This window comes from Halorubrum sp. Atlit-26R, from assembly GCF_003666015.1.
Taxonomy (GTDB): Archaea; Halobacteriota; Halobacteria; order Halobacteriales; family Haloferacaceae; genus Halorubrum.
Map to the genome: position 1 here is coordinate 209679 of NZ_QPLT01000003.1, position 23208 is coordinate 232886.

21 protein-coding genes are annotated in these 23208 nt (G+C 71.6%); 13 read left to right on the plus strand and 8 right to left on the minus strand.

Annotation, left to right across the window (positions count from 1 at the left end):
- Positions 1–45: 45 nt before the first annotated feature.
- Both DVK07_RS05430 and DVK07_RS05435 read left to right on the plus strand, forming a co-directional pair.
- Complete coding sequence (locus tag DVK07_RS05430; protein WP_121596105.1) at positions 46–855, plus strand: ABC transporter; 810 nt, start codon at positions 46–48, stop codon at positions 853–855.
- Positions 856–946: 91 nt separating this feature from the next.
- Complete coding sequence (locus DVK07_RS05435) at positions 947–2623, plus strand: tryptophan--tRNA ligase (RefSeq protein ID WP_121596106.1); 1677 nt, start codon at positions 947–949, stop codon at positions 2621–2623.
- 476 nt (positions 2624–3099) lie between these two features.
- Here DVK07_RS05435 and DVK07_RS05440 read toward each other — a convergent pair whose 3' ends face one another.
- Positions 3100–3462, minus strand: a complete 363-nt coding sequence (locus DVK07_RS05440) for a DUF5518 domain-containing protein (RefSeq protein WP_121596107.1) — start codon at positions 3460–3462, stop codon at positions 3100–3102.
- Positions 3463–3615: 153 nt separating this feature from the next.
- Between DVK07_RS05440 and DVK07_RS05445 the strand changes: the two genes are divergently transcribed.
- Positions 3616–5676: an ATP-binding protein gene (locus tag DVK07_RS05445; RefSeq protein ID WP_121596108.1), complete on the plus strand. Its 2061-nt coding sequence runs from the start codon at positions 3616–3618 to the stop codon at positions 5674–5676.
- A 36-nt stretch (positions 5677–5712) separates the two neighbouring features.
- On the opposite strand, the gene DVK07_RS05450 is transcribed toward DVK07_RS05445, so the two are convergent.
- The 3 genes from DVK07_RS05450 to DVK07_RS05460 form a co-directional block, all read right to left on the minus strand.
- A complete protein-coding gene (locus DVK07_RS05450) occupies positions 5713–6657 on the minus strand; it encodes an acetamidase/formamidase family protein (RefSeq protein WP_121596109.1) in 945 nt (314 codons plus the stop codon).
- A gap of 97 nt (positions 6658–6754) precedes the next feature.
- Positions 6755–7603, minus strand: coding sequence for a universal stress protein (locus tag DVK07_RS05455; RefSeq protein ID WP_121596110.1), 849 nt, complete (start codon positions 7601–7603; stop codon positions 6755–6757).
- 63 nt (positions 7604–7666) lie between these two features.
- On the minus strand, positions 7667–7963 hold the full coding sequence (locus tag DVK07_RS05460) for a hypothetical protein (protein ID WP_121596111.1): 297 nt from the start codon (positions 7961–7963) through the stop codon (positions 7667–7669).
- A 122-nt stretch (positions 7964–8085) separates the two neighbouring features.
- On the opposite strand from DVK07_RS05460, the gene DVK07_RS05465 reads away from it, so the two are divergent.
- Positions 8086–8331, plus strand: a complete 246-nt coding sequence (locus DVK07_RS05465; RefSeq protein WP_004596950.1) for a sulfurtransferase TusA family protein — start codon at positions 8086–8088, stop codon at positions 8329–8331.
- A 2-nt stretch (positions 8332–8333) separates the two neighbouring features.
- Positions 8334–8717: a DsrE family protein gene (locus DVK07_RS05470; RefSeq protein WP_004596952.1), complete on the plus strand. Its 384-nt coding sequence runs from the start codon at positions 8334–8336 to the stop codon at positions 8715–8717.
- Positions 8718–9073: 356 nt separating this feature from the next.
- Here the strand turns inward: DVK07_RS05470 and DVK07_RS05475 are convergent, their stop codons facing one another.
- Positions 9074–9472 (minus strand): helix-turn-helix domain-containing protein, encoded by a 399-nt coding sequence (locus tag DVK07_RS05475; RefSeq protein ID WP_017344090.1) that lies wholly within the window; start codon positions 9470–9472, stop codon positions 9074–9076.
- A gap of 118 nt (positions 9473–9590) precedes the next feature.
- Complete coding sequence (gene psmA / locus DVK07_RS05480; RefSeq protein WP_199719423.1) at positions 9591–10403, minus strand: archaeal proteasome endopeptidase complex subunit alpha; 813 nt, start codon at positions 10401–10403, stop codon at positions 9591–9593.
- Positions 10404–10634: 231 nt separating this feature from the next.
- Here psmA and DVK07_RS05485 point away from each other — a divergent pair, with 231 nt between their 5' ends.
- The 5 genes from DVK07_RS05485 (at position 10635) to DVK07_RS05505 (ending at position 15616) form a co-directional block, all read left to right on the plus strand.
- Positions 10635–12083, plus strand: coding sequence for a hypothetical protein (locus DVK07_RS05485; protein WP_199719425.1), 1449 nt, complete (start codon positions 10635–10637; stop codon positions 12081–12083).
- Positions 12080–12904: an ABC transporter ATP-binding protein gene (locus DVK07_RS05490; RefSeq protein WP_394338877.1), complete on the plus strand. Its 825-nt coding sequence runs from the start codon at positions 12080–12082 to the stop codon at positions 12902–12904. The genes DVK07_RS05485 and DVK07_RS05490 overlap by 4 nt, the downstream gene beginning before the upstream one ends.
- Positions 12901–14076 (plus strand): ABC transporter permease, encoded by a 1176-nt coding sequence (locus tag DVK07_RS05495; protein ID WP_121596113.1) that lies wholly within the window; start codon positions 12901–12903, stop codon positions 14074–14076. The genes DVK07_RS05490 and DVK07_RS05495 overlap by 4 nt, the downstream gene beginning before the upstream one ends.
- 559 nt (positions 14077–14635) lie before the next feature.
- Positions 14636–15043: a hypothetical protein gene (locus DVK07_RS05500; RefSeq protein ID WP_121596181.1), complete on the plus strand. Its 408-nt coding sequence runs from the start codon at positions 14636–14638 to the stop codon at positions 15041–15043.
- Positions 15044–15139: 96 nt separating this feature from the next.
- Positions 15140–15616: a hypothetical protein gene (locus tag DVK07_RS05505; protein ID WP_121596114.1), complete on the plus strand. Its 477-nt coding sequence runs from the start codon at positions 15140–15142 to the stop codon at positions 15614–15616.
- A 395-nt stretch (positions 15617–16011) separates the two neighbouring features.
- Here the strand turns inward: DVK07_RS05505 and pdxS are convergent, their stop codons facing one another.
- Positions 16012–16920, minus strand: coding sequence for a pyridoxal 5'-phosphate synthase lyase subunit PdxS (gene pdxS / locus DVK07_RS05510; protein ID WP_121596115.1), 909 nt, complete (start codon positions 16918–16920; stop codon positions 16012–16014).
- 140 nt (positions 16921–17060) lie between these two features.
- Here pdxS and DVK07_RS05515 point away from each other — a divergent pair, with 140 nt between their 5' ends.
- Positions 17061–17747, plus strand: a complete 687-nt coding sequence (locus tag DVK07_RS05515; protein ID WP_121596182.1) for a molybdenum cofactor guanylyltransferase — start codon at positions 17061–17063, stop codon at positions 17745–17747.
- A gap of 28 nt (positions 17748–17775) precedes the next feature.
- Here DVK07_RS05515 and DVK07_RS05520 read toward each other — a convergent pair whose 3' ends face one another.
- On the minus strand, positions 17776–18351 hold the full coding sequence (locus DVK07_RS05520; protein WP_121596116.1) for a DnaJ domain-containing protein: 576 nt from the start codon (positions 18349–18351) through the stop codon (positions 17776–17778).
- A gap of 112 nt (positions 18352–18463) precedes the next feature.
- Between DVK07_RS05520 and mutS the strand changes: the two genes are divergently transcribed.
- Both mutS and mutL read left to right on the plus strand, forming a co-directional pair.
- On the plus strand, positions 18464–21355 hold the full coding sequence (gene mutS / locus DVK07_RS05525) for a DNA mismatch repair protein MutS (RefSeq protein ID WP_121596117.1): 2892 nt from the start codon (positions 18464–18466) through the stop codon (positions 21353–21355).
- Positions 21345–23114: a DNA mismatch repair endonuclease MutL gene (mutL, locus tag DVK07_RS05530; protein ID WP_121596183.1), complete on the plus strand. Its 1770-nt coding sequence runs from the start codon at positions 21345–21347 to the stop codon at positions 23112–23114. The genes mutS and mutL overlap by 11 nt, the downstream gene beginning before the upstream one ends.
- Positions 23115–23208 lie beyond the last annotated feature (94 nt).

The following is a 23208-nucleotide window of genomic DNA, read 5'->3' on the forward strand; positions in this document are numbered from 1 at the left end:
CAGTCGGTCGAAAACGCCAACACGTCCCGGCCGCAACCGCGGGACATGGGAGAGCCTACCGAACCCGATCCGGACGCGGCGGCGGGGCGCGGCAGCGCCGCGCTCATCGAGGACGGCGTCGAGTTCGACGGCCGGGACGCGGCGCTGCTGCGCGCGGTCGACGCGGCGGGATCGGTCGCGGGCGCGGCCGCGGACCTCGGACGCTCCCGGGCCCGAGCGCTCTCGCGGATCGAGGACTTAGAGGAGGCCTACGGGACGCTCGTCGAGCGGCGCCGCGGCGGCGAAGGCGGCGGGGGGAGCCGGCTCGCCCCGTCCGGCCGCGCGCTCCTCGACCGCTACGACCGGCTTCAGGCCGTCCTCGCGGCGACCGCGGCCGTGCCGGAGACGGTTCTCGACGGCACCGTGACCGCCGTCGACGGCGAGCTCGCGGTCGTCGACACCGCGGTCGGGGAGCTTTCGGGCCTCCACGGCGGAGGCGGCGAGGCCGACGACTCCGGCGACGACCGCGGGACGGTGGCCGTCGGCGACGCGGTCCAAGTTCGAATCGGTGCCGACGCCGTCACCGTCAACGACGCGGACGACGCGGTCGACCCGGACGCGACGAGCGCCCGGAACCGCCTTCCCGGCCGCATCTCGCGCATCGATCCCGGGGAGACGGTGTCGACGGTCCGGATCGCGGTCGGAGCGGCGGCGGGCTCGGGCGGTGCGGACGACGCCGAGGGCGGCTCGGACGGGGTCGCGGTCGCCGCGCTGATCACGGCCGAGAGCATCGACCGACTCGGGCTCGCGCCCGGGGATCCGGTCTCGATCCGGTGGAAGGCGACCGCGACGCGGCTGGTGGCGCACGCGGAGTGACCCGACGCGGGGACCGCCGTCCCCGCCCGACGCGTGCCAACCGCTCCCGCGCAAGCGAACGGTTTTTGCGTCGACCGACGGGAGAGGTGGTATGGACGAGGACACCTCCGAGGGGGCGACGCCGGGCGGCGACGGACGCGAGTCCGACCCCGCCCGCGGGCCGTCGGCGCCCCCCCGGACCGACGGCGGGACCGAGCGCGCGGACGAGCCGACCGAGGACGTCGCGCTCGACCCGTGGGGGTCGGCGTCGGTCGGGGACTACGCGGACCTGTTCGCGGAGTTCGGCATCGAGGCGTTCGACGAGGTCGACGACGACGTGCCCGACCCGCACTACCTGATGCGCCGCGGGGTCATCTTCGGGCACCGCGAGTACGACGCGGTCGCCGAGGCGATGGCGAACGACGAGCCGTTCGCGGCGCTGTCGGGGTTCATGCCCACCGGCGACCCGCACATCGGCCACAAGCTCGTGTTCGACGAGATCATCTGGCACCAGCAGATGGGCGGCGACGCGTTCGGCCTCATCGCCGACCTCGAAGCCCACTCGGCGCGCGGCATGTCGTGGGACGAGATCGACGAGCACGCGCGCAACTACCTCCTCTCCCTGCTCGCGCTCGGCTTCGACGCCGAGGATGGCGAGCTGTACCGGCAGTCCGACAACCGGGCGGTCCAGGACCTCGGCTTCGAGCTGGGGTCGAAGGCGAACTTCTCGGAGTTCGAGGCGATCTACGGCTTCGACGGCGAGACGAACATCTCGCACATGCAGAGCGTGATCACCCAGACCGCGGACATCCTCTACCCCCAGCTCGTCGACGAGCCGAAGCCGACCGTCATCCCGGTCGGCCCCGACCAGGACCCGCACGTCCGGCTCACTCGGGACCTCGCGACCCGGGTGCGCTACTTCAAGGTGACCGAGGCGTTCGCCTCCTTCGAACTCGACGACGAGGAGCGACAGCTCGTCCGGGCGGCCTACGACGCGCTCGCTGCCGGGAGCGGGGACGACGGCGACGGGTCCGACGCCGACGTGCGCTGCGAGGACGCCGCCGAGTGGCTCGCCGACTACGAGCCGCCGGAGAGCGACCGCGAGAGCGTCGACCTCGCGGCCGCGAAGTCGACCGCGCTGGACAAGCTCCGGGCCGGCGGGAAGGAGCCCCTCCGCCCCCGCGTCCGCTTCTTCGACCGCAACGCGACCGACGAGGCGTTCGAGGCGCTGATCGAGGCGGTCGAGGGCGAGAAGCGCGTGTTCGAGGGCCACGTCGACGCCTTCGACCTCACCCGCGACGAGGCCGAGTCGCTGGCTCGGGAGGTCGAGATCGACCACGACGGGTTCGGCTTCCGGCAGCCCTCCTCGATCTACCACCGGTTCATGACCGGGCTCACCGGCGGGAAGATGTCCTCGTCGGTCCCGGCGAGTCACATCTCGCTGCTCGACGACCCCGAGGACGGCTACGACAAGGTGAAGGCCGCTACAACGGGGGGCCGCGACACCGCCGAGGAGCAGCGCGAACTGGGCGGCGAGGCCGACGAGTGCCCCGTCTACGAGCTGTACGCCTACCTGCTCGCGGGCGACGACGACGAGCTGACGAAGGAAGTCTACTCCGAGTGCGTCAACGGCGAGCGCCTCTGCGGCGGCTGTAAGGAGCAGGCCGCCGAGCTGATGCGCGAGTTCCTCGAAGACCACCAGGAGAAGCGCGAGGAGGCCGAGGAACTGCTCGACGACCTCGACATCGACCTCGACTCCGACCGGCGCGGCACCGGCGGCGAGCACTGAGGCGTCTCCATCGGAGCCGCGGGGCAACTCTCACACGCTTTTTTATAAATGAACAGTGCGGTGGCGCGTGCCTGCGAGGCCGCCCTGCGGCCGAGCAGCACGCGCGAGGGAGTCGGCCGACCGAAGCGAAGCGGAGGGAGGCCGACGAGGCTGGGGAGGTGTGAGGTGCGGTGCTGGGTGGGGCGGGCTCGAAGGGGCAGCCGCGAGGACAGCACAGGCGACGCAAGCACCGGAACGAGGGAGCGAACGGAGTGAGCGACCGAGTGAGGAGCGCAGCGAGCGTGCGCTGTCCTCGCGGCTGGGGCTTCGGCGGTGTTCGTCGCCGATCCGCTAGTAATCGTTTATAAGTAAGCGGCTGGGGCTTCGGCGGTGTTCGTCGCCGATCCGCTAGTAATCGTTTATAAGTAAGCGGCTGGGGCTTTGGAGGTGTCCGCCGCCGATCCGCAATCAATTATTTATAAGTACCAGCGACCGACTTACAGCTCGTTTTTCACGTACACGCCCAGAAGTCCGCCGAGCGCGCTCAGTACCACGGAGTAGGCGACGCCGCCCAACACGATGAGGGCGGCGACGAAGACGACCCCGCCGGCCGCGAGACCGACTTCGAGCGGGAACCCGAAGAGCCCCAAGAACGGAAGGATCACCAGCACGAGCAGCAGCAGTCCGACGATCGGGATCGACGCGATCGCGCCGGAGAGCGCGCCGACGCGCAGCCCGTCGTCGCCGTTCAGGTACCCGGCGACGGCGCCGCCGAGGAGGGGTGAGATGCCGGTGAACGAGAGGAGGGCCGACGCGATAGCGCCGACCACCGCGTTGAGGAGGGTGTTCTCGGTGTCCATGCGCGGTTGAACTCCCGGCGGCGACATACGTCTTGCGGACACCGGAGCGCGGCTCGGTCGCGCTCAACGCGACCGACCGGCGCGGCCAGCAGACGAGCGACCGGCCGACGAGCGAGGCGATAGTTTATGGGGCGGGCGCCACCTCTCACGGGTATGAGCGAGGAGGAGACGATCCACGTCGCGGACGTCAGCGAGGGGATCGGCGGCGACGCGACGGCGGACCCCGGCTCCCCGGTCGAACTCCCGGTCGTCGACGTGCTCACCGGCCGGTCATTTATTACGGGAAAAAGCGGGTCCGGCAAGAGCAACACCGCGTCCGTCGTCATCGAGAACCTGCTCGACAGCGGCTTTCCGGTTCTCATCGTGGACACGGACGGGGAATATTACGGTTTAAAGGAAGAATACGAAATCCTTCACGCCGGCGCCGACGACGAGTGCGACATCGTCGTCTCCCCCGAACACGCCGAGAAGCTCGCGAACCTCGCCTTAGAGCAGAACGTTCCGATCATCCTCGACGTCTCCGGCTACCTCGAAGAGGAGACCGCCAACGAGCTCCTCCTCGAAGTCGTCAAACAGCTGTTCGCGAAGGAGAAGCGGCTGAAGAAGCCCTTCCTGCTCGTCATCGAGGAGTGCCACGAGTACATCCCCGAGGGCGGCGGGATGGACGAGACGGGCAAGATGCTGATCAAGGTGGGGAAACGCGGCCGGAAACACGGGCTCGGCATCGTCGGGATCAGCCAGCGCCCCGCGGACGTCAAGAAGGACTTTATCACCCAGTGCGACTGGCTCTGCTGGCACCGGCTCACGTGGGACAACGACACGAAGGTCGTCGGGCGCATCCTCGGCTCGAAGTACGCGAGCGCGGTGGAAGACTTAGGCGACGGCGAGGCGTTCCTGATGACCGACTGGGACGAGTCGATCCGCCGGATCCAATTCCACCGCAAGGAGACGTTCGACGCGGGCGCGACCCCCGGGCTCGACGACTTCGAGCGCCCCGAGCTGAAGTCGGTCTCCAGCGACCTCGTCGGCGAGCTCGAATCCATCTCCGACGAGAAGGAGCGCCGCGAGTCCGAGATCGCGGACCTCAAACAGGAGTTAGAGAAGAAGGACCGGCGGATCGCCGACCTCGAACGCGAGCTGGAGGAGGCCCGCGACCTGAGCGACATGGCCGACCAGTTCGCGCAGGCGCTGCTGGGCAAGGCAGAGGCACCGTACCGCGGCGGCGGCCGGGCCGCGGGCGTCCCTGAGCGACCCGACGCCGGGCGGCCCGACGGCGCCCGCGACGGCGACGACGCGGAGAGCGGCGACCAGTCCGTGCTCAAGTCGTACGACGAGGCGGTCGCCGCGACCGAGAAGCGCGCGCAGGAGGCGGACGAATCGAGTGCCGAGCCCGCAACCGAGTCGGGCGCCTCGGCCGCCGACGGCGGCGCCGAGGTCGACGACAGCGGCGCCGCAGACACCAACGACTCGAACGGTGGCACCGCGGACGCCGACGCCGCGAATGCTGACGCCGCGGACGCCGACGCCGCGGGACCCGCCCCGGAATCCGAGTCGAGCACGCCCGACGACGTCGACCCGGTCACCCGCGACGACGTCGCCGAGAGCGCGCTCCGGTTCGACGACGCGATCGAACTCGGCACCCGAGAGGCCGTCATCGAGGAGCTGCGCTCGCGGATCGAGGCGCTCCCGGAGCTCTCTCGCGGGATGCTCCGCCACTACCGCCGCGAGGGCGCCAGCGACCCCGTTGCGGCCCACATCGACGCCGGCGGCGACGGCGACTCCGGGCACGCGTACAGCCGCCACCGACCGATCCGGCGCGCGGGGCTCATCCGCCACGCCGGCCGCGGCAGCTACGCCTACGCGGTCCCGGACCTCGTCCGCGAGGCGTACGCCGACCGCCTCGACGAGGAACAGGTCGCCGAGATCGTCCGCGCCGTCGAGCGCGTCTTCGTCCCACCCGCCGAGCTGAACTACCCGCCGGACGCCGACCCGTCCGAAGTCGGGGACCGACCCGATGACGGTGTGGGACTCGACGCCGACGACGACGCGGACGCCGACGTCACCGCCAACGGCGGAAGCGCCGACCCCGGTACCGACGCGCCGGACGACGCGGACGCCGACATCGACGAGGTCGAAGCCGACGAGAGCGAGACGGCGACCGATCCCGGCCTGAGCGACGCCGCGCGGCGGTTCGCGGAGCGGTCGGAGCGCTGAGGTCTCGCTGACGCCCTATTTCCCGCTGGCTGCCGGTCAGAACGGCAGCGAGAGGTACTCGCTCGGCACCGCGTTCCGCGCCGTCACCTGCGGGTCGACCACCTGACTGACCTCTAAGCCGCCGACGAGGCTCGAAAAGAGGTACGCGTCGGTGCGCGAGAACCCGTGGTCGTGCGCCAAGAGGTCCAGCATGTCGCCGTTCGCCAATTCGACCGCCTCCTCCATCGTCTCGGCGCTCGCGACCGTCTTCACCGCGTCGTCGGTGTCGAGGAGGGGCCGGTCCGGCGAGACCGCGGGATCCTCGATCACCGAGAGCGTCGCGTCGACCGCGACCGCGATCTCGGCGCCGGTCCCGCACATCTCCCCGTCGGCCATCGCGGCCTTCGCGTCGCCCAGCGCCAGCATCGCGCCCTCCTGGAAGACCGGGAAGTAGACGGTCGTCCCGTCGGTCACGTCGGTCGTGTCGAGGTTGCCGCCGTGGTCGTCGGGCGTGAGCGTCGAGACCGTCTCGCCGCCCGTGGCGACGCCGATCGTCCCGATCACGGGCTCGATGGGCACGTCGATCCCCTCGAAGTCGATCGTCTCCGCGCCGGAGTCGGCGGCGTCACCGCCGGCCGCACCGCCGCTCTCGACCTCGGTGATCCGCGTCGCGGGGTGGTCGATCTCGGGGTCGTCCTGAAGCAGGCCGAACCCGGGCGCGGTGAGCACGCGGCCGCGGTCCTCGGCGACGCGCACGTCTTCGATCTCCACCGCGAGGACGTCGCCGGGGCTCGCGCCGGCCACCGCGATCGGTCCCGTCGCGGCGTTTACCTCCTCCGGAATCGCGTCGAGCAGGTCATCGTCCGCCTGAATTTCGCCGTTCAGACTGTCCACCGTCTCGACCGTCAGCGACTCGCCGTCGGCGGCCTCGTACACCGGGTCCATCTGGGGTCCGAACTCGTACACGTGGCCGTCGCGGTGCGTGATCGTCTCGCGTGTCATCACCTCGTCTTGGACGCGCCGTTGCCAAAAACCTCGGCCGCTGGCACCGGACCGAGTCGCCGCGGCAACGTCACCGCACCGAGTCACCGCGGCAACGTCACCGCGACGGCGTCGCTTCGGGCGGGACGAGCAGGACGTTGTTCGTCCCGCGCGCGACGATCGACTCCGCGGTGCTGCCGAGGAGGAGCCGCCGGAGCCGACTCGTCCCGCGCGCGCCGATGAGCGTCGTCGTCGCGCCCACACGCTCCTCTTCGGCCGTGATCTCCTCGACCGGGTTCCCCGACCTGACGTTGGTCCCGACGTCGAACCCGGTCCGATCGCGGAGGTCCGTCGCCAGTTCCTCCAGCCGCTCCGCGGCGTCCCGCATCGACTCCGTGTCGCCCGGGCCGTCGACGTGGAGCAGGGACGCGCGCTCCGTCGCGCCCGTCAGCGCCGGGAAGAAGTCGAACGCGCGCGCCGCGTTCTCGGAGAAGTCGGTCGCGTACAACACGTCCCGGAACAGGTGTTCCTTCTTGACCGCGTGGCCGTCGGGCGTCTCCTCGATCCGCTCGACGAGCAGGGGTCTGACCGCCGTCCGCGCGACGTTGCGGACGGTTCCGCCGATGAGCCGGTTCCGGAGCGGCGCCTCGCCGCGCGACCCGACGACGATCATGTCGGCGTCGAGGCGCTCGGCCAAGCCGTTGATGCGCCGGTGCGGGGTCCCGCGAGCGACGTGCGTCTCCACGGCGAACCCCGCGCGCTCGAACACGCGCCGCTGCGGGGCGAGCGCCTCGCGGGCGTCGGTGGCGGCGTCCATCCCCGGCAGCCCGCTGGAGACGTTGTCCGGGACGACCGTCAGCAGGTGAACCTCCGTAACGCCGATGTTGTCGAGGCAGTCGAGACAGGTCCGCGGCTCGATCGCCGCCTCGTTCGCGTCCGAGAGGTCCGTCGCGAATACGATACGCATACCTACCCCTTCGTCCCCGACAGTAATATTGTTTTTGTTGTACAATACACGAGGCAGACGGGCTCAGTCGATCGGGTCCGAGGCGGCGGACGGGTCGTGATCGAGCAGCGGCGAGTCGGAGTTCGCACACCCCTCTCGGCCGCAGACGCCGGCGTCGTCGCCCGCGCGCTCGACCCCGGAAGAGAGCCCGCCGATCTCCCAGTCGACGGCGTGGCCCGTCGCGCGCTCGTGCTCGTCGAGCGCGGTCCGCGCCCGGCGGAGCGAGTCGAACGACTCCTCGTACGCGCAGTCGGTACAGCGAACCCGAACGGTCGTCGCCATGGGACCCGCTTCGGCCCCGACGACCGTAAGTGCCGCCATCGGCGCCGGGGCCGACCGATCCGACGTCGGTCGCCGCGGCGGTTCTACCTAGTATTGATTTAGATGCGCAAGATTAAAACCACCACAGATAGTATTGTCTGTTGCGTACAAACAACTGACCCATGAGCACAGAACTCGACATCGCGGAGACCCTGGACGTGAAAGGACTGAGCTGCCCGATGCCCATCGTGAAGACGAAGGGCGCGATAGACGACCTCGCCCCCGGTGAGGTGTTGGAGGTCGTCGCGACCGACCCCGGCAGCGTGAGCGACATCGACGGATGGGCGACCGGTACCGACGGCGTCACGCTCCTCGAACAGGAGGAGGGCGACGACGTGTACACCCACTACGTCCGTAAGGAGGAGTGAGCATGGACGAAATCGGCATCATCATCTCCGACGACGACCCGAAGAACCTCGCGATGGCGACCAACCTCGGCCACGTCGCGCTGACGATGGACACGGACGTGTTCCTCTACTTCACCTTCGACGGGCTGACGCACCTGCTGGAGGGCGAGAAGGACCTCTCTTCGGTCCAGCCGCTCCTCGACGAGGGGATGCCGAACCCCTACGACATGCTCGACCAGCTGATCGCCGACGGCGGTGAGGCGGTCACCTCGGTCGCGTGTACGACCACGCTGGACATGCTCCAGTGGGAGCAGGACGCCATCGACGACGACCTGACGACGCAGTTCGCCGGCGCGGTCACGTTCCTCGAAGCGGCCGACGAGGCCGACCACGTGTTCACGTTCTGAGCGTCGGCGCCGCGTCACTCCCCTCCCCCGGTTTTCCCCGTCACACTCGTCTTCGAAAGCTGTGGGTAAACCGCACACGCGCCCGCTGAAGAGATCTGTCCGGACCGCGAGGAACCGCTCGAAGCGGTACTGCGACCGGAAACGGAGAGCCGCGCGCGACGCCGTCCGAATCGCACCGACCGCCGGAACGAGAGTCTGACCGGTAGCCGACTTCTCCACCGAAGAAACGACGCGATACCGACACCGACACCGACCGCTCGCACGCCGAGTTCCGCGCGTCGGGCCGCGTCACGACCGAACGGTCGGCCGCTGGGTTGGTTCGGTCGGCCGCTGGGGTAGCTCGGTCGGGCGCTCGGTCAGTTCTTGACGGTGGCGCGCTCGGGCTGCTCGTACTTGTCCTCGAACTCGCCGATGAGCTGTCCCATCTTCGCGTACCAGTCGTTGAGCAGCCGCTGCATGTCGTCTGCGATCTGCGACGGGTCCGTCGGCATGTACACGTGGTAGTAGCCACCCTGCTCGTAGTTGATCTGTTCTTTCTGGATGAAGCCGGCCTTGAGGAGCCGCTGAACCGCGCGGTAGGCGGTGGAGCGTTCCCGGTCGACGCGCTCGGCGACCTCGTCGATCGTGAGCGCCTCGTCGGCCGATACGAGCGTCTGGTAGCAGTCCTTGTCCAACTGCTTCAGGCCGTGGAAACACTCGAGTAACCCCTCGCACTCCATGTCCCGTTGGAGCTGTTCGGACATCGAATCGGGCATTTTACAGTGTACGTATGGCGTCCCGGCGCTAAAAGTGTTGTGTGTGAGGTATACAATTCCGCGCACTCGGCCGACGAACGCCGACCGTTAGCCGGTCGAGGGCGTCTGGGCGGGGCCGCTACTCGCCGGCGCCCGCGTCGGTGTCGTCCGCGTCGGTGCCGTCCGCGTCAGTCTCGTCCGCGTCGGTCTCACCGTCCTCCTCGCCGTCCGCGGCGAGGCCCGCCGCCTCGAACGCGGCCTCGACCTCCTCGACCGGGACCGTCCGGAAGCCGTCGGCCTCGGTCACGGTCGCGACCGCGAGGTCCGAGGGCTCGAACTCGTCGTCGTGGGCGGCCAGCGCCGCGACGGCGAGCTCGATGCCGTCCGAAAGCGAGAGGTCGTCGGTCCACTCGTCTTCGAGGTGGCCCTGGATCTCCTGCCGGCCGCCGCCGATGACGGTCGCCTTCCACTCGTTGGGCGTGCCCGAGGGGTCGGCGGCGAACAGGCGCGGCTCGCCGTCGTCGATGCCGCCGATGAGGAGCGCGGCGCCGTAGGGGCGCGTGCCGCCGCGCTGCGTGTTCTCTTGGATGTGGTCGGTGACGAACTTCGTCAGCGTCTCGACGCCGACCGGCTCGCCGTAGCGCAGGCGGTTCCCCTGCGACTGGCGGCGCGCGAGGTCGATCAGCTGGCGGGCGTCGGCGACGTGGCCCGCGCTCGCGGTGCCGACGTGGTCGTCGAGCTTGTGGAGCTTCTCGATGCTCTCGGCCTCCATCAGCGACGAGGAGGGGCGAGACATCGCGACGAAGACGACGCCGTCCGTCGTCCGGACGCCGACGCTCGGCGCGCCGCGCGAGACCGCCTCGCGGGCGTACTCGACCTGGTAGATGCGCCCGTCGGGCGAGAACAGCGACGTGCCGCGGTCGTACGCCTGCTGGTCGTTGTTTCCCATCATCGCCGATCACCCGCTCGCGCGGTGTCGCGTTCGCTCATTACCCTTCCTTACGTCGGGCCGTTGAAAAAGGGTCCGTAACCGGTACGTCTCGGAGCGACCCGGCGGCCGTCGCGCGCGGGCTCCGGCGCCGCGGTCGCCGTCGAGACGCGCCGTCCGGTCCCTCTCGGGAATCGGCGCCACGGGCCCGCTTCCGCCGCCGACGGATATATCCACGGCGGTCGCTTAGGAGATATGACATTGACGCACACAAGAACCACAGCCGCGCTGCTTGCCGCGCTGGCGCTGCTCGCGGCCGTCGGCGGGGCCTTCGCGATCGGCGGGGCGGCGGCGGTACCGGACGCGCGGATCACCGTCGGCGAGGTCGGGGCGTCGCCGAGCGACCCGACCGTGGGCGAGCGGACGGCCCTGAACGTCACGGTCTCGAACTCCGGAGGTAGCGACGCGGCGGCGAACGTCACCGAGGTCCGCGTCCGGAACGCCGACGGCGACGTGCTCGACAGCGTCTCCGGCGTCGGCGCCCTCTCGGCTGGCGACTCCCTCGACGCGACGCTGTGGACGGCGTTCGAGGAGCCGGGCGCGAAGCGGCTCACCGTCGAGGCGGTGGCGAACCAGTCGACGAGCGGCGAGTTCGTGACCGTCAGCCGCGAGGCGGTGATCGAGGTGCGCCCGACCCAGGTCGCGCTCGACCTCCGGACTCGCGCGCTCGACCCCGAGGACCTCCGGACCGACGACGGGAGCGAGACGTCGGCCGGCGACCTCGGCGTCGGCGGCATCCAGGGCATCTTCGGCGGCGGCGGCGGGCTCGACACCGGCGACGGCGGCGGACAGGGCGAGTCGCCGCCGATCGCCGACTCGCCCGTCGAGGTGACGGTGGTCAACACCGGCACCACGACCGCCGACCGCGTCAGCCTCCGAGCGGTCGGGACCGCGGTCGACGGCGGCGACGGCGCGGACGGGTCCGGCGACGGCGGCGACACCGCCTCCGACGAGACCGTCGACGTCGGCCCGTTCGTCGTCGAGGACGTCGCGCCCGGCGAGGAGCGGCGGGTGATCGTCGACCTCGGGCCGCTCGACCGGCGGTCGGACGTGACGGTCACCGCGGCGTTCCGCGCCGACACGGACCAGCGGAACGAGCGCGGCGCCGACCGCGCCGCGGAGTCGACGGTGACGTACCCGGTCCGCGAGGCGACGCCGACCGTAACGGACGCGACGGTGCGGGAGACCGCGGACGGCGCGGTCGTCGTCGACGCGAACCTCGGCAACGCGGGGAGCGGCGAGATGACGGGCGCGGTGGTCTCGGTCGGCGACGCGCCCGGCGTCGAGCCGACGCCGGCGGGCGGCGAGTACTTCGTCGGGACGCTCGGCGCGAGCGACTTCGTCGGGTTCGACCTGCCGACCGCGGTGAACGCCTCGGTCGCCGACGAGATCCCGATCCGCGTCGCCTACACCGAGCGCGGCGTCCGGTACACGGAGACGCTGACGGTGGCGGCGCCCGAACCCGACGACGACGGGGAGGCTGGGGGCACGCTCGGCCGGATCGGCGTCGGCGGCGTGGGCGCCGCGGGCGCGGTCGCGAGCGGGATCGCGCTCGTCGGCCTCGCCGGCGCGGTCGGCCTCGCGGTCAGGACCGGACGGATCGGCGGGTCGACGGGGCGGCGACGCGACGGGTCGGCGCCGTGAGCGGCGACGCAGTCCCCGACGTCGAGGCCCGCGACGTCGAGGCTCCCGATGTCGAGGCCCGCGACATCGAGGCCGCTCCCGACCGCACGCGCGATACTGCGGCGGGCGGCGACTACGCCGTCGAGCTCCGGGACGTCGTCAAGCGCTACCCGAGCGGCGGCGGCGAGCCGGTCGTCGCGCTCGACGACGTCGACTTCGCGGTCCGGCCCGGCGAGTTCGTCGCCGTGGTGGGTCCCAGCGGCTCGGGGAAGTCGACGCTGCTGAACGTCCTCGGGCTGCTCGACGACCCGACCGCGGGCCAGCGGCTGCTCGACGGCGTCGACGTGACGAACCTCTCCGTCGCGGAGCGGACGCGGGCGCGCAAGGAGTCGATCGGGTTCGTCTTCCAGGACTTCCACCTGCTGCCGACGCTGACCGCGGTCGAGAACGTCGCGATGCCGACCGCGTTCGACGCCGGCGACGCGAGCGGCCAGGCCGCCGACCTGCTCGCCCGGTTCGGGCTCGGCGATCGGCTCGACCACGAGCCGAGCGAGCTCTCCGGCGGGCAGAAACAGCGCGTCGCCATCGCCCGCGCGCTGATCAACGAGCCGGCCGTGCTGCTCGCGGACGAGCCGACGGGGAACCTCGACACGGAGACCGGCGAGTCGATCCTCGCGGAGTTCGAGCGCGTGAAGTCGGAGGGCGTCGCCGTCATCGCGGTCACCCACGACCCGCTGGTCGAGGAGTACGCGGACCGCGTCGTCGACCTCACCGACGGCGTGATGACCGGCGGACTGCCGACCGACGGGCCGCCGGAGGGCGAGACGGGGGACGACCGATGAGCGACGGCGACGGACGAGAGGCGAGCGGGCTCGGCGGGTGGCTCCGGGGCTGGCGCCCCGCGGTGTCGATGGCGTCGCGGAACCTGCGCCGGAACCGGGTACGGACGGTGCTGGCGGTGCTGGGCGTCTGTATCGGCGTGCTCGCGGTCGCGGCGCTCGGCATCTTCGGGAACGTGCTTGCGCTGGGCGCCGACGACGCCATCGGCGACATCGGCACGCAGGTCGTCGTCTCGCCGAACAACGACGCGGGCGTGGAGTCGCTGTCGGACGCGGACGTCGCCTCGATCCGGCGCGCGGTCGGCGAGCCCGCCGTCGTCCCGCTGTACTCCGACAGCGCCACGGTCGCGCGGCAGGGTGACCAGACGTTCGCGACGGTGTACGGGATCGAGGAGCCGGCACTGGCGTACGAGGCCGCCGAGGGCCGGCTCCCCGAGCGCCACCGGCAGGGCGCGATCCTCGGCGCGGGGATCGCGGAGGACCTCGGCGCCGGCGCGGGCGACACCGTCGAGATCGCGGGCTCGCAGGTGCGGGTGATCGCGGTGCTGGTCGAGAGCCAGACGTTCAGCCCGGTGGCGCCCGACGACGCCGTCTTCCTCCCGGAGTCGGCGTTCTCGGCCGACGGCTACGCGCAGGCGCTCGTCGTCTCCGACTCGGGCGCCGAGGCGCGCGCCGCGGCCGACGCGATCCGCGAGGCGGTGAACGCGCGACAGGACCGGGTGGAGCTGTTCGAGTTGGCCGCGCTCGTCGACGAGATCAACGAGTTCTTCGACCTGCTCTCGACGTTCCTGCTCGGGCTCGGCGCCATCTCCCTCGTCGTCGCCGGCGTCTCGATCCTCAACGTGATGCTGATGAGCACCGTCGAGCGCCGGCAGGAGATCGGCGTGATGCGCGCGGTCGGCGTCGCGCGCCGCGACGTCCTCCGCGTCCTGCTCGCGGAGGCCGGGCTGATCGGCGCGGCCGGCGCCGCGGCCGGCACGCTGCTCACCGTCCTGCTCGTCGCCGGCCTCGTCGTCGCGACGCCCGCCGTCGACGCCGCGCTCGTGCTCGACCCGACGAACGGCTACTACCTCCTGCTCGCGCTCGTGTTCGGCGTCGGCGTGGGGATCGTCAGCGGCGCGTACCCCGCGTGGAAGGCGGCCAACGAGCGCCCGGTCGAGGCGCTGCGGAACTGAGGCGGAAGGAATCGGACCGGTAGTACTCTCGTCTCAGTTATAAACAGACCGGCGCGCCAGCGAGCGCCCGGAGGGCGCGAGCCGACCGCGAGGGAGTCGGTGGCCCGGAGCGAAGCGGAGGGCCACCGACGAGGCTGGGGAGGCGTGAGGTGCGGTGCGGAGCGGTGCGGGGTGGGGACTCAAAGGGGCAGTCGCGAGGCGGTCGCAGGCGACGTAAGCACCGCAACGAGGGAGCGAACGAAGTGAGCGACCGAGTGAGGAGCGCAGCGAGCGTGCGCCCGCCTCGCGACTGGGGCTTTGGAGGTGTCCGCCGCCGATCTACAGTCGGTTATTTATAAGCGAGCGACTGGGGCTTTGGTGGTGTCCGCCGCCGATCTACAGTCGATTATTTATAAGCGAGCGACTGGGCTTTGGAGGTGTCCGCCGCCGATCTACAGTCGGTTATTTATAAGTGAGCGACTGGGCTTTGGCAGTGTCCGCCGTCGATTCACTGTCAGCTATTTATAAAAGACGATAGCCCAGCCAAACGCCTATGTATCGCCGCGACGCGGTCCTGTCTATGTCCCCCAAGCGGCGGGCCGTCATCCTCCTCGGCGCGGGCGCGGTCGGGTTCGGCGGCATCTGGTACCGTGAACTGACGGACTGCGAGGAGCTCGCCTGCTTCGCGTTCGAGTACCGGGGCGCGGACGACGTGGCGAGCGGACTGATCATCGAACACACCGGCGGGACGGAGCGGCTCCGCGCGGGAGACGTGTTCGTCACCAACGTCAGCACCGATTACGAGGCGGGCGAGTCCGACACCCTCGCGTGGGCCGAGTTGGACGACGACCTCGGGCCGGACGACGCGATCGACGGGGAAGCGGTACGGATTCCGATCCGGTTCCCGGACGTCGTGACGGTCCGCTGGCGTCGCGACGGTGACGAGGAGGTCGTCGGGGCGTGGGTGTACGACGACGACGAGCGGTGACTCTCTCTCGTCGAGTTCGTCGACCACCCTCGCTGTGGCCCGGCTGACTCCCGAGCCCCGAAACGGATTTTGCGCGCGGCGACGCACCTGCCGGGCATGGTCCTCGAAAGTGTGCGCGCCTCCCCGCACATCGTCGGAGAGTCGACGGCGAGGGAGCTCCTCGCGCTGACGGTGGTCGGCCTCCTCCTGCTCGCCTCCCTCGGGTTCGCGCTCGGTCTGGACGTCGGGCTCTCCCTGTGGTGGATCGCGCTGGCGCTCGGGATCGCCGTCGCGGCGGGATTCGGGAGTGCGGGTCTGGTCCCGGCCGTCGGCTCGCTGTGGCTCGTCGGACTCTGGTGGTTCGCGCTCCCGCCGCTCGTCGGCTCCCTCACCGGTCGCTGGGCGGAGTCAACCCGGTACAACCACCCGCGAATGCTGGGATACGGGTACGAGTCAGCGCGCGCGGAGTTGCTCGGCGGGATCGAGTACGGGTTTAAATATGGGCTGCTGTTCGCGGTCGTGATCGGCTTGGTCGGGTACGCGGTCGGGATGATCAGTAGTCGACTCTCGATGCGAACGAACGAGTCTCGATAAGCGCAGTCGCTCGTTTATACATCGTTGACTGTAGATCGGTGCCGAACACCTCCAAAGCCCCAGCCGCTCGACTGTACGTGATCTCTCGCTCTGCGGTGACCGCCTCCAAAGCCCCAGCCGGGAGGTCGGCGCACGCTCGCTGCGCTCCTCGGTCGCTCACTCCGTTCGCTCCCTGCGGTGCTTACGTCGCCTGCGCCGACCTCCCGGCTGCCCCTTTGAGTCCCACCCACCACCGCACAGCACCGCACCTCACGCCTCCCCAACCTCGCCGCTCGCTCCCTGCGGTCGCTCGCGGCGTCCCTCGCGCGTGCGACTCGCAGCCTGACGGCTGCTCGTCGGCACGCGCCACCGCAGTTCTATTTATAAGAAGTCGCCGCGCTGTCGAAAAGACCTATTTAAACGCCGCGGCCCTGGAGCTTCTCTTCTTCTTCCATGTCCTCGTTGGACTGGCCCTTCATCCCCTTGCCCGTGCCGCTCGCGATCCGGGCGAGCTCGTCGGGGTCGTCCCAGTTGTTGACGGCCTCGACGATGGCGGTGCCCATCGCCTCGGGGTCCTCCGCGCCGAAGATGCCGGAGCCGACGAAGATGCCGTCGCAGCCGTGGTACATCATCAAGGCGGCGTCGGCGGGCGTCGCGATGCCGCCGGCCGCGAAGTTGACGACCGGGAGCCGCTCGGCCTCGGCGGTCTCGTGGACGAGGTCGCGCGGGGCGCCGTGTTCGCGGGCCCACTTCTCGCGCTCCTCGTAGTTGAGACCGGTGAGCGTCCGGATCTGGTTCTTGATGGTGCGCTGGTGTTTGACGGCCTGGTTCACGTCGCCCGTGCCGGCCTCGCCCTTCGTCCGGATCATCGCCGCGCCCTCGCGGATGCGGCGGAGCGCCTCGGGGAGGTTCCGGGCGCCGCAGACGAACGGCGAGGTGAAGTCGCGCTTGTCGGTGTGGTACTCGTCGTCGGCGGGCGTCAGCACCTCCGACTCGTCGATCATGTCGACGCCGAGCGACTCTAAGATCTCCGCCTCCTTCCGGTGGCCGATCCGCGATTTCCCCATCACCGGGATCGACACCTCGTCGATGACCTCGGGGACGCGCTCGGGGTCGGGCATCCGCGCGACGCCGCCGCGCTTGCGGATGTCCGCCGGGACGTGTTCGAGCACCATCACGGCGACCGCGCCGGCGTCCTCCGCGATGCGGGCCTGTTCGCGGTTGACGACGTCCATGATCACGCCGCCCTTCTGCATCTGCGCGAAGCCGCGCTTGACCAGCTCGGTCCCCCGCTTCAGCTCCTCCAGATCGGTGGCCTCAGCCATATCGGATCGATGGGTCGCCGGCCACTTAACGGGTCGCTTTCGGGCGGATGGACCGGGCGAAACCCGCGTTCGCGGCCCGTCCGCTCGCCGCGCGCGGCGCCACCGCAACCGCGAAGTCCCCCGCCGTCCAAGCCGCTGGCGTGACCACCGGAGCCATCCTCGCGGGCGGCCGCTCGACGCGCTTCGGCGACGCCGACAAGGCCGTCGCGCCGATCGCCGGCGTCCCGATGATCCGCCGCGTCGCGGACCGGCTCGCGGGGACCGACGACCCGGTCCCGCCCGGCGCCGACCGCGCGAGCGGCGGTGACCCGGTCGTCGACGAACTCGTCGTCAACTGCCGCCCCGACCAACGGAATGCGATCACGGAGGCCCTGTCGGGTCTCCCGCTCCCCGTCCGCTGGGCGCTCGACGAGGAACCGGACCTCGGACCGCTCGCCGGGATCCGGAACGCCTGTCGGGCGGCGACCGACCCGTACGCCGCCGTCGTCGCCTGCGACATGCCGTTCGTCGATCCGTCGTTCCTCGCCTCCCTGCGCGAGCAGGCGGCGGAGCCGGGGGTCGAGGCCGCGGTCCCGCGGCTCGACGACCGCTGGTACCAGACGACGCAGGCCGTCTACGCGACCGAGCCGGCCGCGGCCGCCTGCGACCGCGCGCTCGACCGCGGCGACCGGAAGGTGCTCGCGATGGTGGACCGACTGGAGGAAGTCGTCCTCGACGACGAAGCGATCCGGTCGCTGACGACCGAGCGCACCTTCACGAACGTCAACACGCAGTCCGAACTCGACGAGGCCGAGCGGGCGGTCGCCGCCGCCGTCGACGCGGAGTGAGAGCCGGCGACAGGCAGCGAACCGTCGATCAGCTCTTTAGAACCTCGTACGCCTCGTTGAGCCGCTTGAACCCCTCCTCGTCGCCGTCCTCGCCGTCCGGGTGGAGCCGCTTCGCGCGCTCGCGGTACCGCCGGCGGACCGCCTCGCTGTCGGCCGTCCGATCGAGCCCGAGCGTCTCGTACGCCTCCCGCTCGCTCATCCGGTCGGCCGCCGGCGCGCGGTCGCGGGGGTCTCTGCCCCCGGTTCCACCGGGACCTCCCGGTCCGCTCGCTCCGCCCCTCCCGCGGCCCCCAGCTCGCCGTCCCTCAGCCGCGCCTCGACCGCCGTCGGTGCCGGCGGCGCGGTACGCGCGCTCCCGGTTGGCCTCGGCGCGAGCGCGCTGTCTGGCCCGTTCGCGCTCCGTCGGCCCCGCCTGCTCGGCCGACCGCCGCGCTTGGTCGTGGAGGCGCCCGCTGGCGTGGTACCAGAGGAAGTAGGAGACGGCGCCGAACGGCACCGCGAGCGCCAGCGCGATCGGGTGGAGGACGACCCCGCCGATCAGGAGCAGCGCCGTCATGCCGACGAACGCTCCGGCGAGCCCCACGACGATCGTTCGGTTCGTCACGGCCGTATTCGGAGGCGGAGGACCGTAAGGCTCTCGCCGCCGGCGAGGGCGCCCCCGCGTCGCCCTACTGCTCTCCGCACCGTTTATGCCCGCGGCCGCCCGGGTACGGGGTATGGAACCGGCGGACCGAGAGACGGCGACCGGGCTGCCGCCCGGGATCGCGGCCGCCCGCGAGGAGCTCACGCCGATGCTCTCGCAGTACGCCGACCTGTGTGCCGCCCACGAGGACGCGCTCGTCTTGTTCCAGGTCGGCGACTTCTACGAGGCGTTCTGCGAGGCGGCCGAGACCGTCGCCCGCGTCTGCGAGGTGACGCTGACGGAGCGGTCCGACTCGACCGGCGACTACCCGATGGCCGGGATCCCCATCGACAACGCCGCGCCCTACCTCGAATCGCTGCTCGACGCGGGCTACCGCGTCGCGCTCGGCGATCAGGTCGAGGACGCCGAGCAGGCGTCCGGCCTCGTCGACCGCGCGGTCACCGAGGTGATCACGCCCGGCACTGTCGTCGAGGACGACCTCCTCGAATCGGGAACGACGAACTACGTCGCGGCGGTCGCGGCCGAGGCCGACGGGGGCGACGAGGGGTCCGACGCCCTTCCCGGGACCGTTGGCCTCGCCGCCGTCGACGTCTCGACCGGCGAGTGCCTCGTCACGTCGGGCGACCGGGACGCGGTCGCGGGCGAGCTGGACCGGATCGCGCCGGCGGAGCTCATCTCGGGCCCCGACGCGCCCGAGTTCGACCCCGCCGACGCCGAGCGCGGCTGGACGACCCACGACTACGACGCGGGCGCCTTCGACCGCCGGACCGCGACCGAGCGGCTGGAGCCGTACCTCCCGGCGCCCGACCGCCGCTTCGAGTCCGACGCGGAGCTGCGGGCGGCCGGCGCCGTGCTCGCGTACGCCGAGTACACGCAGGGCGACGACGGACCGCTCGCGTACGTCACCAGAATCCGACGGTACGACCCCCGCGACCGGCTCCGGCTCGACGCCGCCGCCCAGCGCAGCCTGGAGCTGTTCGAGAACCGCGGGCTGGGCGCGAGCGACACGCTGTTCGACGTCCTCGACGAGACGAACTGCGCGCTCGGCCGCCGCTGCTTGGAGCGCTGGCTCCGGCGCCCGCTCGTCGGCGCCGACGCGATCCGGAGCCGCCACGACGCGGTCGGCGAGCTCGCGGACCGGAGCCTCGCCCGAGAGGGGGTCGCCGACGCGCTCGCGACCGCCTACGACCTCGAACGCCTGGTGAGCCGCGTCTCGCGGGGGCGGGCGGACGCCCGCGACCTGCGCTCGCTCCATCAGACGCTCGCGGTCGTGCCCGAACTGAAGGCGACGCTGGCGGGCACCGAGGGAGCAGATGGGGCGGCCGGCGACGACGACGCGGACGCGTCGCTCCCCCGCACCGACCACCTCAGCGACCTCCGCGACCGGCTCAACGAGCTGACCGCGGTCCGCGAGCTGATCGACGGCGCGATCGCGACCGACCCGCCGCAGGAGATCACCGAGGGCGGGGTGATCCGCGAGGGGTTCGACGACGACCTCGACGACCTGCGCACCACCGAGCGCGAGGGTCGCGAGTGGGTCGCGGAGTTGGAGGCGAGCGAGCGCGAGCGCACCGGGATCGACTCGCTGTCGGTCGGTCACAACCAGGTCCACGGCTACTACATCGAGGTGACCGACGCGAACCTCGACCGAGTCCCCGACGACTACCGGCGCCGACAGACGCTGAAGAACAGCGAGCGCTACGTCACCCCGGAGCTGAAGGAGCGGGAGGAGGAGATCGTCGGCGCCGCCGAGCGCGCGGACGCCATGGAGTACGAGCTGTTCGTCGACGTCCGGGAGCGCGTCGCGAGCGAGACCGAGCGGATTCAGGACCTCGCCGACGCGCTCGCCGAGCTCGACGCGCTGACCTCGCTCGCCGCGGTCGCGGTCGAACGCGACTACGTCAGGCCCGAACTGCGCGAGGACGCCGCGCACGCGGGCGACGGCGAATCCGCCACCGCCGGGGACCCCGCCGCCGGCATCGAGATCGAGGGCGGCAGACACCCGGTCGTCGAGCGGGCCGAGGAGTCGTTCGTCCCGAACGACGCCGACCTCCCGCGCGGCTCGGTCGCCGTGATCACGGGGCCGAACATGAGCGGGAAGTCGACGTACATGCGGTCGGTCGCGCTCGCGGTCGTGCTCGCGCAGACCGGGTCGTTCGTCCCTGCCCAGGCCGCCTCGCTCCCCGTCTTCGACCGGCTGTTCACCCGCGTCGGCGCCTCCGACGACATCGCCGGCGGCCAGTCGACGTTCATGCGCGAGATGAGCGAGCTGACGGAGATACTCCACGACGCGGGCGCCGACTCGCTCGTCCTCCTCGACGAGGTCGGCCGCGGCACCGCCACCACCGACGGGCGGGCCATCGCCCGTGCGGCCGCCGAGTTCCTCCACGACGAGCTCGGCGCGACCGCCCTCTTCGCCACGCACTACCACGGTCTCACGGACCTCGCCGACGAGCGCGAGCGCGTCTTCAACCTCCACTTCACCGCCACTCGCGAGGACGGCGACGTGACCTTCCTCCACCGGGTCGTCCCCGGCGCCTCCTCCTCCTCGTACGGCGTCGAGGTCGCTGAGCTCGCCGGCGTCCCCGGTCCGGTCGTCGACCGCGCCCGCGACCTCGTCGCCGCGGAGGAGGCGGACCGCGAGCGGTCGGCGAGCGGGGCCGAGGCCAGTCAGGAGGAGGTGACGGACGGAGAAGAGCCGGACGACGCGGACCGCGACGGCGACGCGTCCCTGGAGGAGTTCCCCGCGGAAGAGGCGTCGGACGAGCGGGACCGGGACGGGCCGGAGGCGGGCGACGGCTCGAGCGAGACGGCTCCGCCGACGAACGACGCCGAAGGGGAAGCCGCCGGCGCGCCCCCGGGCCTCGCAGCGGCGCTCCGCGACCTCGACCTCGCCCGGATGACGCCGATCGAGGCGCTGAACGCCCTCCACAACCTCCAGTCGAAGGTCGATGATGACGGGTGAGCGAGAGGCCGGTCGCGGTGCGCCCGATGCCGACGATTCAGCCGACGGCGAGAGTCGCGTCCGGCGGCTCGACCGGGAGACGGTCGACCGGATCGCGGCCGGCGAGGTCGTCACGCGGCCCGCGCGGGTCGTCGGCGAACTCGTCGACAACGCGCTCGACGCCGGCGCCTCCCGGATCGAGGTCGCCGTCGACGGCGACGGCACCGACCGGATCCGCGTCGCGGACGACGGCCGCGGGATGGGCCGCGCGGACGCGGCCCGTGCCGTCGAGCGGCACGCGACGAGCAAGTTAGCGCCCGACGGCGACCCGGTCGGGGTCGAGTCGCTCGGCTTCCGCGGCGAGGCGCTCGCGGCGATCGCGGAGGCCGCCCGGCTCGAACTCGTGACGAGCCCCGGCGACGGGGTCGGCACGCGCATCGTCGTCGACGGGACCGCGGGAGACGCAGAACGCGCGGAGCGGCCCCGCGGCGGGCAGCACGTCGACGTCGAGCCCGCGGGCCGCGCCCGGGGGACGACGGTCGTCGTCGAGGACCTCTTCGAGACGCGACCGGCCCGCCGGGAGTCGCTCGCGGGCGCGAGCGCGGAGTTCGCGCGGGTCTCCTCGCTCGTCGCCGACTACGCGCTGGCGAACCCGTCGGTCGCGTTCTCGCTCGACCACGACGGGTCGGCGACGCTGTCGACGCCCGGGACCGACCGCACGGACGCCCTCCTCGGCGTGTACGACCGCGACACCGCGAGCCGGTCGACGACCGTCGACGCGAGCGTCGACGTGGGGTCGAGTTCGGTCGACGTCGCCGGCGCGCTGGCGTACCCGTCCGTGACCCGCTCGACCCGCGACCACGTCCGCGTCTCCGTGAACGGGCGCCCGGTCCGGAACGACCGGCTCGCGGCCGCGGTGCGCGAGGGGTACGGCCGGCTCCTTCCCGACGGGCGGGAGCCGGTCGCCGCGGTCGACGTCTCGCTGCCGCCGGACCGCGTCGACCCGAACGTCCACCCGGCGAAGCGGGAGGTGGGGCTCCGCGACGCCGACGCGGTCGCGGACGCGGTCTCGTCGGTCGTCGAGGACGCGCTCACGGGCGCGGACCTCCGGCGGAGCGCGGACGTCGCGACCGGGCTCGACGCCGCGCTCGAACCGGTCGGCGCGGGTGACGGCTCGCGCCCCGGTACCTTCGACGACGCCGAGCCGATCGGCGTCTTCCGCGACCTCTACGTCCTCGTCGAGGCCGATAACGAACTGCTCGTGATCGACGGGCACGCCGCCCACGAGCGGGTGAACTACGAGCGGCTGGCGAGGGCGTTCGACGGCGACCCCGTGCCGACCGCGGCGCTCGACCCGCCCGCCACCGTCTCGCTGTCGACCGACGAGGCGGCGGCCGCGCGGGCGCACGCCGACGACCTCGCCGCGCTCGGCTTCGAGACCGAGGCGTTCGGCGGCGGCACGCGCCGCCTGCGGACCGTCCCCGGGCCGTTCGGTCGGACCGCGGACGCGGACGCCTTCCGCGACGCGCTCGCGGCGGTCTCGGGCGCGGAGGGGGGTCGCGGCGCCTCGCGGGACGCGCGCGACGACCTGCTCGCCGACCTCGCGTGTCACCCGTCGCTGAAGCGCGGCGACTTCTCGGAACTCGGCGACGAGGACCTCCGGGCCCTGCTCGACCGCCTCGGCGAGTGCGACCGCCCGTACGCCTGCCCGCACGGCCGGCCGACCGTTCTCTCCGTCGACGAGGCGACGTTCGCGGCCGGATTCGGTCGGGATCGGTGAGTCGAGGACCGGGGCCGTAGAGCCGGGAACCGGTGCGCTCGACGGCGAGACCGATAAGGGGCCCCGACCGGTATCTATTAACACGATGAGGACG

Excerpts from the sequence above, each read along its gene's own strand:
- DVK07_RS05430 (WP_121596105.1), top strand. The coding sequence starts at position 46 with ATGGGAGAGCCTACCGAACCCGATCCGGACGCGGCGGCGGGGCGCGGC.
- DVK07_RS05435 (WP_121596106.1), top strand. The coding sequence starts at position 947 with ATGGACGAGGACACCTCCGAGGGGGCGACGCCGGGCGGCGACGGACGC.
- DVK07_RS05440 (WP_121596107.1), bottom strand. The coding sequence starts at position 3,462 with ATGGACACCGAGAACACCCTCCTCAACGCGGTGGTCGGCGCTATCGCG.
- DVK07_RS05445 (WP_121596108.1), top strand. The coding sequence starts at position 3,616 with ATGAGCGAGGAGGAGACGATCCACGTCGCGGACGTCAGCGAGGGGATC.
- DVK07_RS05450 (WP_121596109.1), bottom strand. The coding sequence starts at position 6,657 with ATGACACGCGAGACGATCACGCACCGCGACGGCCACGTGTACGAGTTC.
- DVK07_RS05455 (WP_121596110.1), bottom strand. The coding sequence starts at position 7,603 with ATGCGTATCGTATTCGCGACGGACCTCTCGGACGCGAACGAGGCGGCG.
- DVK07_RS05460 (WP_121596111.1), bottom strand. The coding sequence starts at position 7,963 with ATGGCGGCACTTACGGTCGTCGGGGCCGAAGCGGGTCCCATGGCGACG.
- DVK07_RS05465 (WP_004596950.1), top strand. The coding sequence starts at position 8,086 with ATGAGCACAGAACTCGACATCGCGGAGACCCTGGACGTGAAAGGACTG.
- DVK07_RS05470 (WP_004596952.1), top strand. The coding sequence starts at position 8,334 with ATGGACGAAATCGGCATCATCATCTCCGACGACGACCCGAAGAACCTC.
- DVK07_RS05475 (WP_017344090.1), bottom strand. The coding sequence starts at position 9,472 with ATGCCCGATTCGATGTCCGAACAGCTCCAACGGGACATGGAGTGCGAG.
- psmA (WP_199719423.1), bottom strand. The coding sequence starts at position 10,403 with ATGATGGGAAACAACGACCAGCAGGCGTACGACCGCGGCACGTCGCTG.
- DVK07_RS05485 (WP_199719425.1), top strand. The coding sequence starts at position 10,635 with ATGACATTGACGCACACAAGAACCACAGCCGCGCTGCTTGCCGCGCTG.
- DVK07_RS05495 (WP_121596113.1), top strand. The coding sequence starts at position 12,901 with ATGAGCGACGGCGACGGACGAGAGGCGAGCGGGCTCGGCGGGTGGCTC.
- DVK07_RS05500 (WP_121596181.1), top strand. The coding sequence starts at position 14,636 with ATGTCCCCCAAGCGGCGGGCCGTCATCCTCCTCGGCGCGGGCGCGGTC.
- DVK07_RS05505 (WP_121596114.1), top strand. The coding sequence starts at position 15,140 with ATGGTCCTCGAAAGTGTGCGCGCCTCCCCGCACATCGTCGGAGAGTCG.
- pdxS (WP_121596115.1), bottom strand. The coding sequence starts at position 16,920 with ATGGCTGAGGCCACCGATCTGGAGGAGCTGAAGCGGGGGACCGAGCTG.
- mutS (WP_121596117.1), top strand. The coding sequence starts at position 18,464 with ATGGAACCGGCGGACCGAGAGACGGCGACCGGGCTGCCGCCCGGGATC.
- mutL (WP_121596183.1), top strand. The coding sequence starts at position 21,345 with ATGACGGGTGAGCGAGAGGCCGGTCGCGGTGCGCCCGATGCCGACGAT.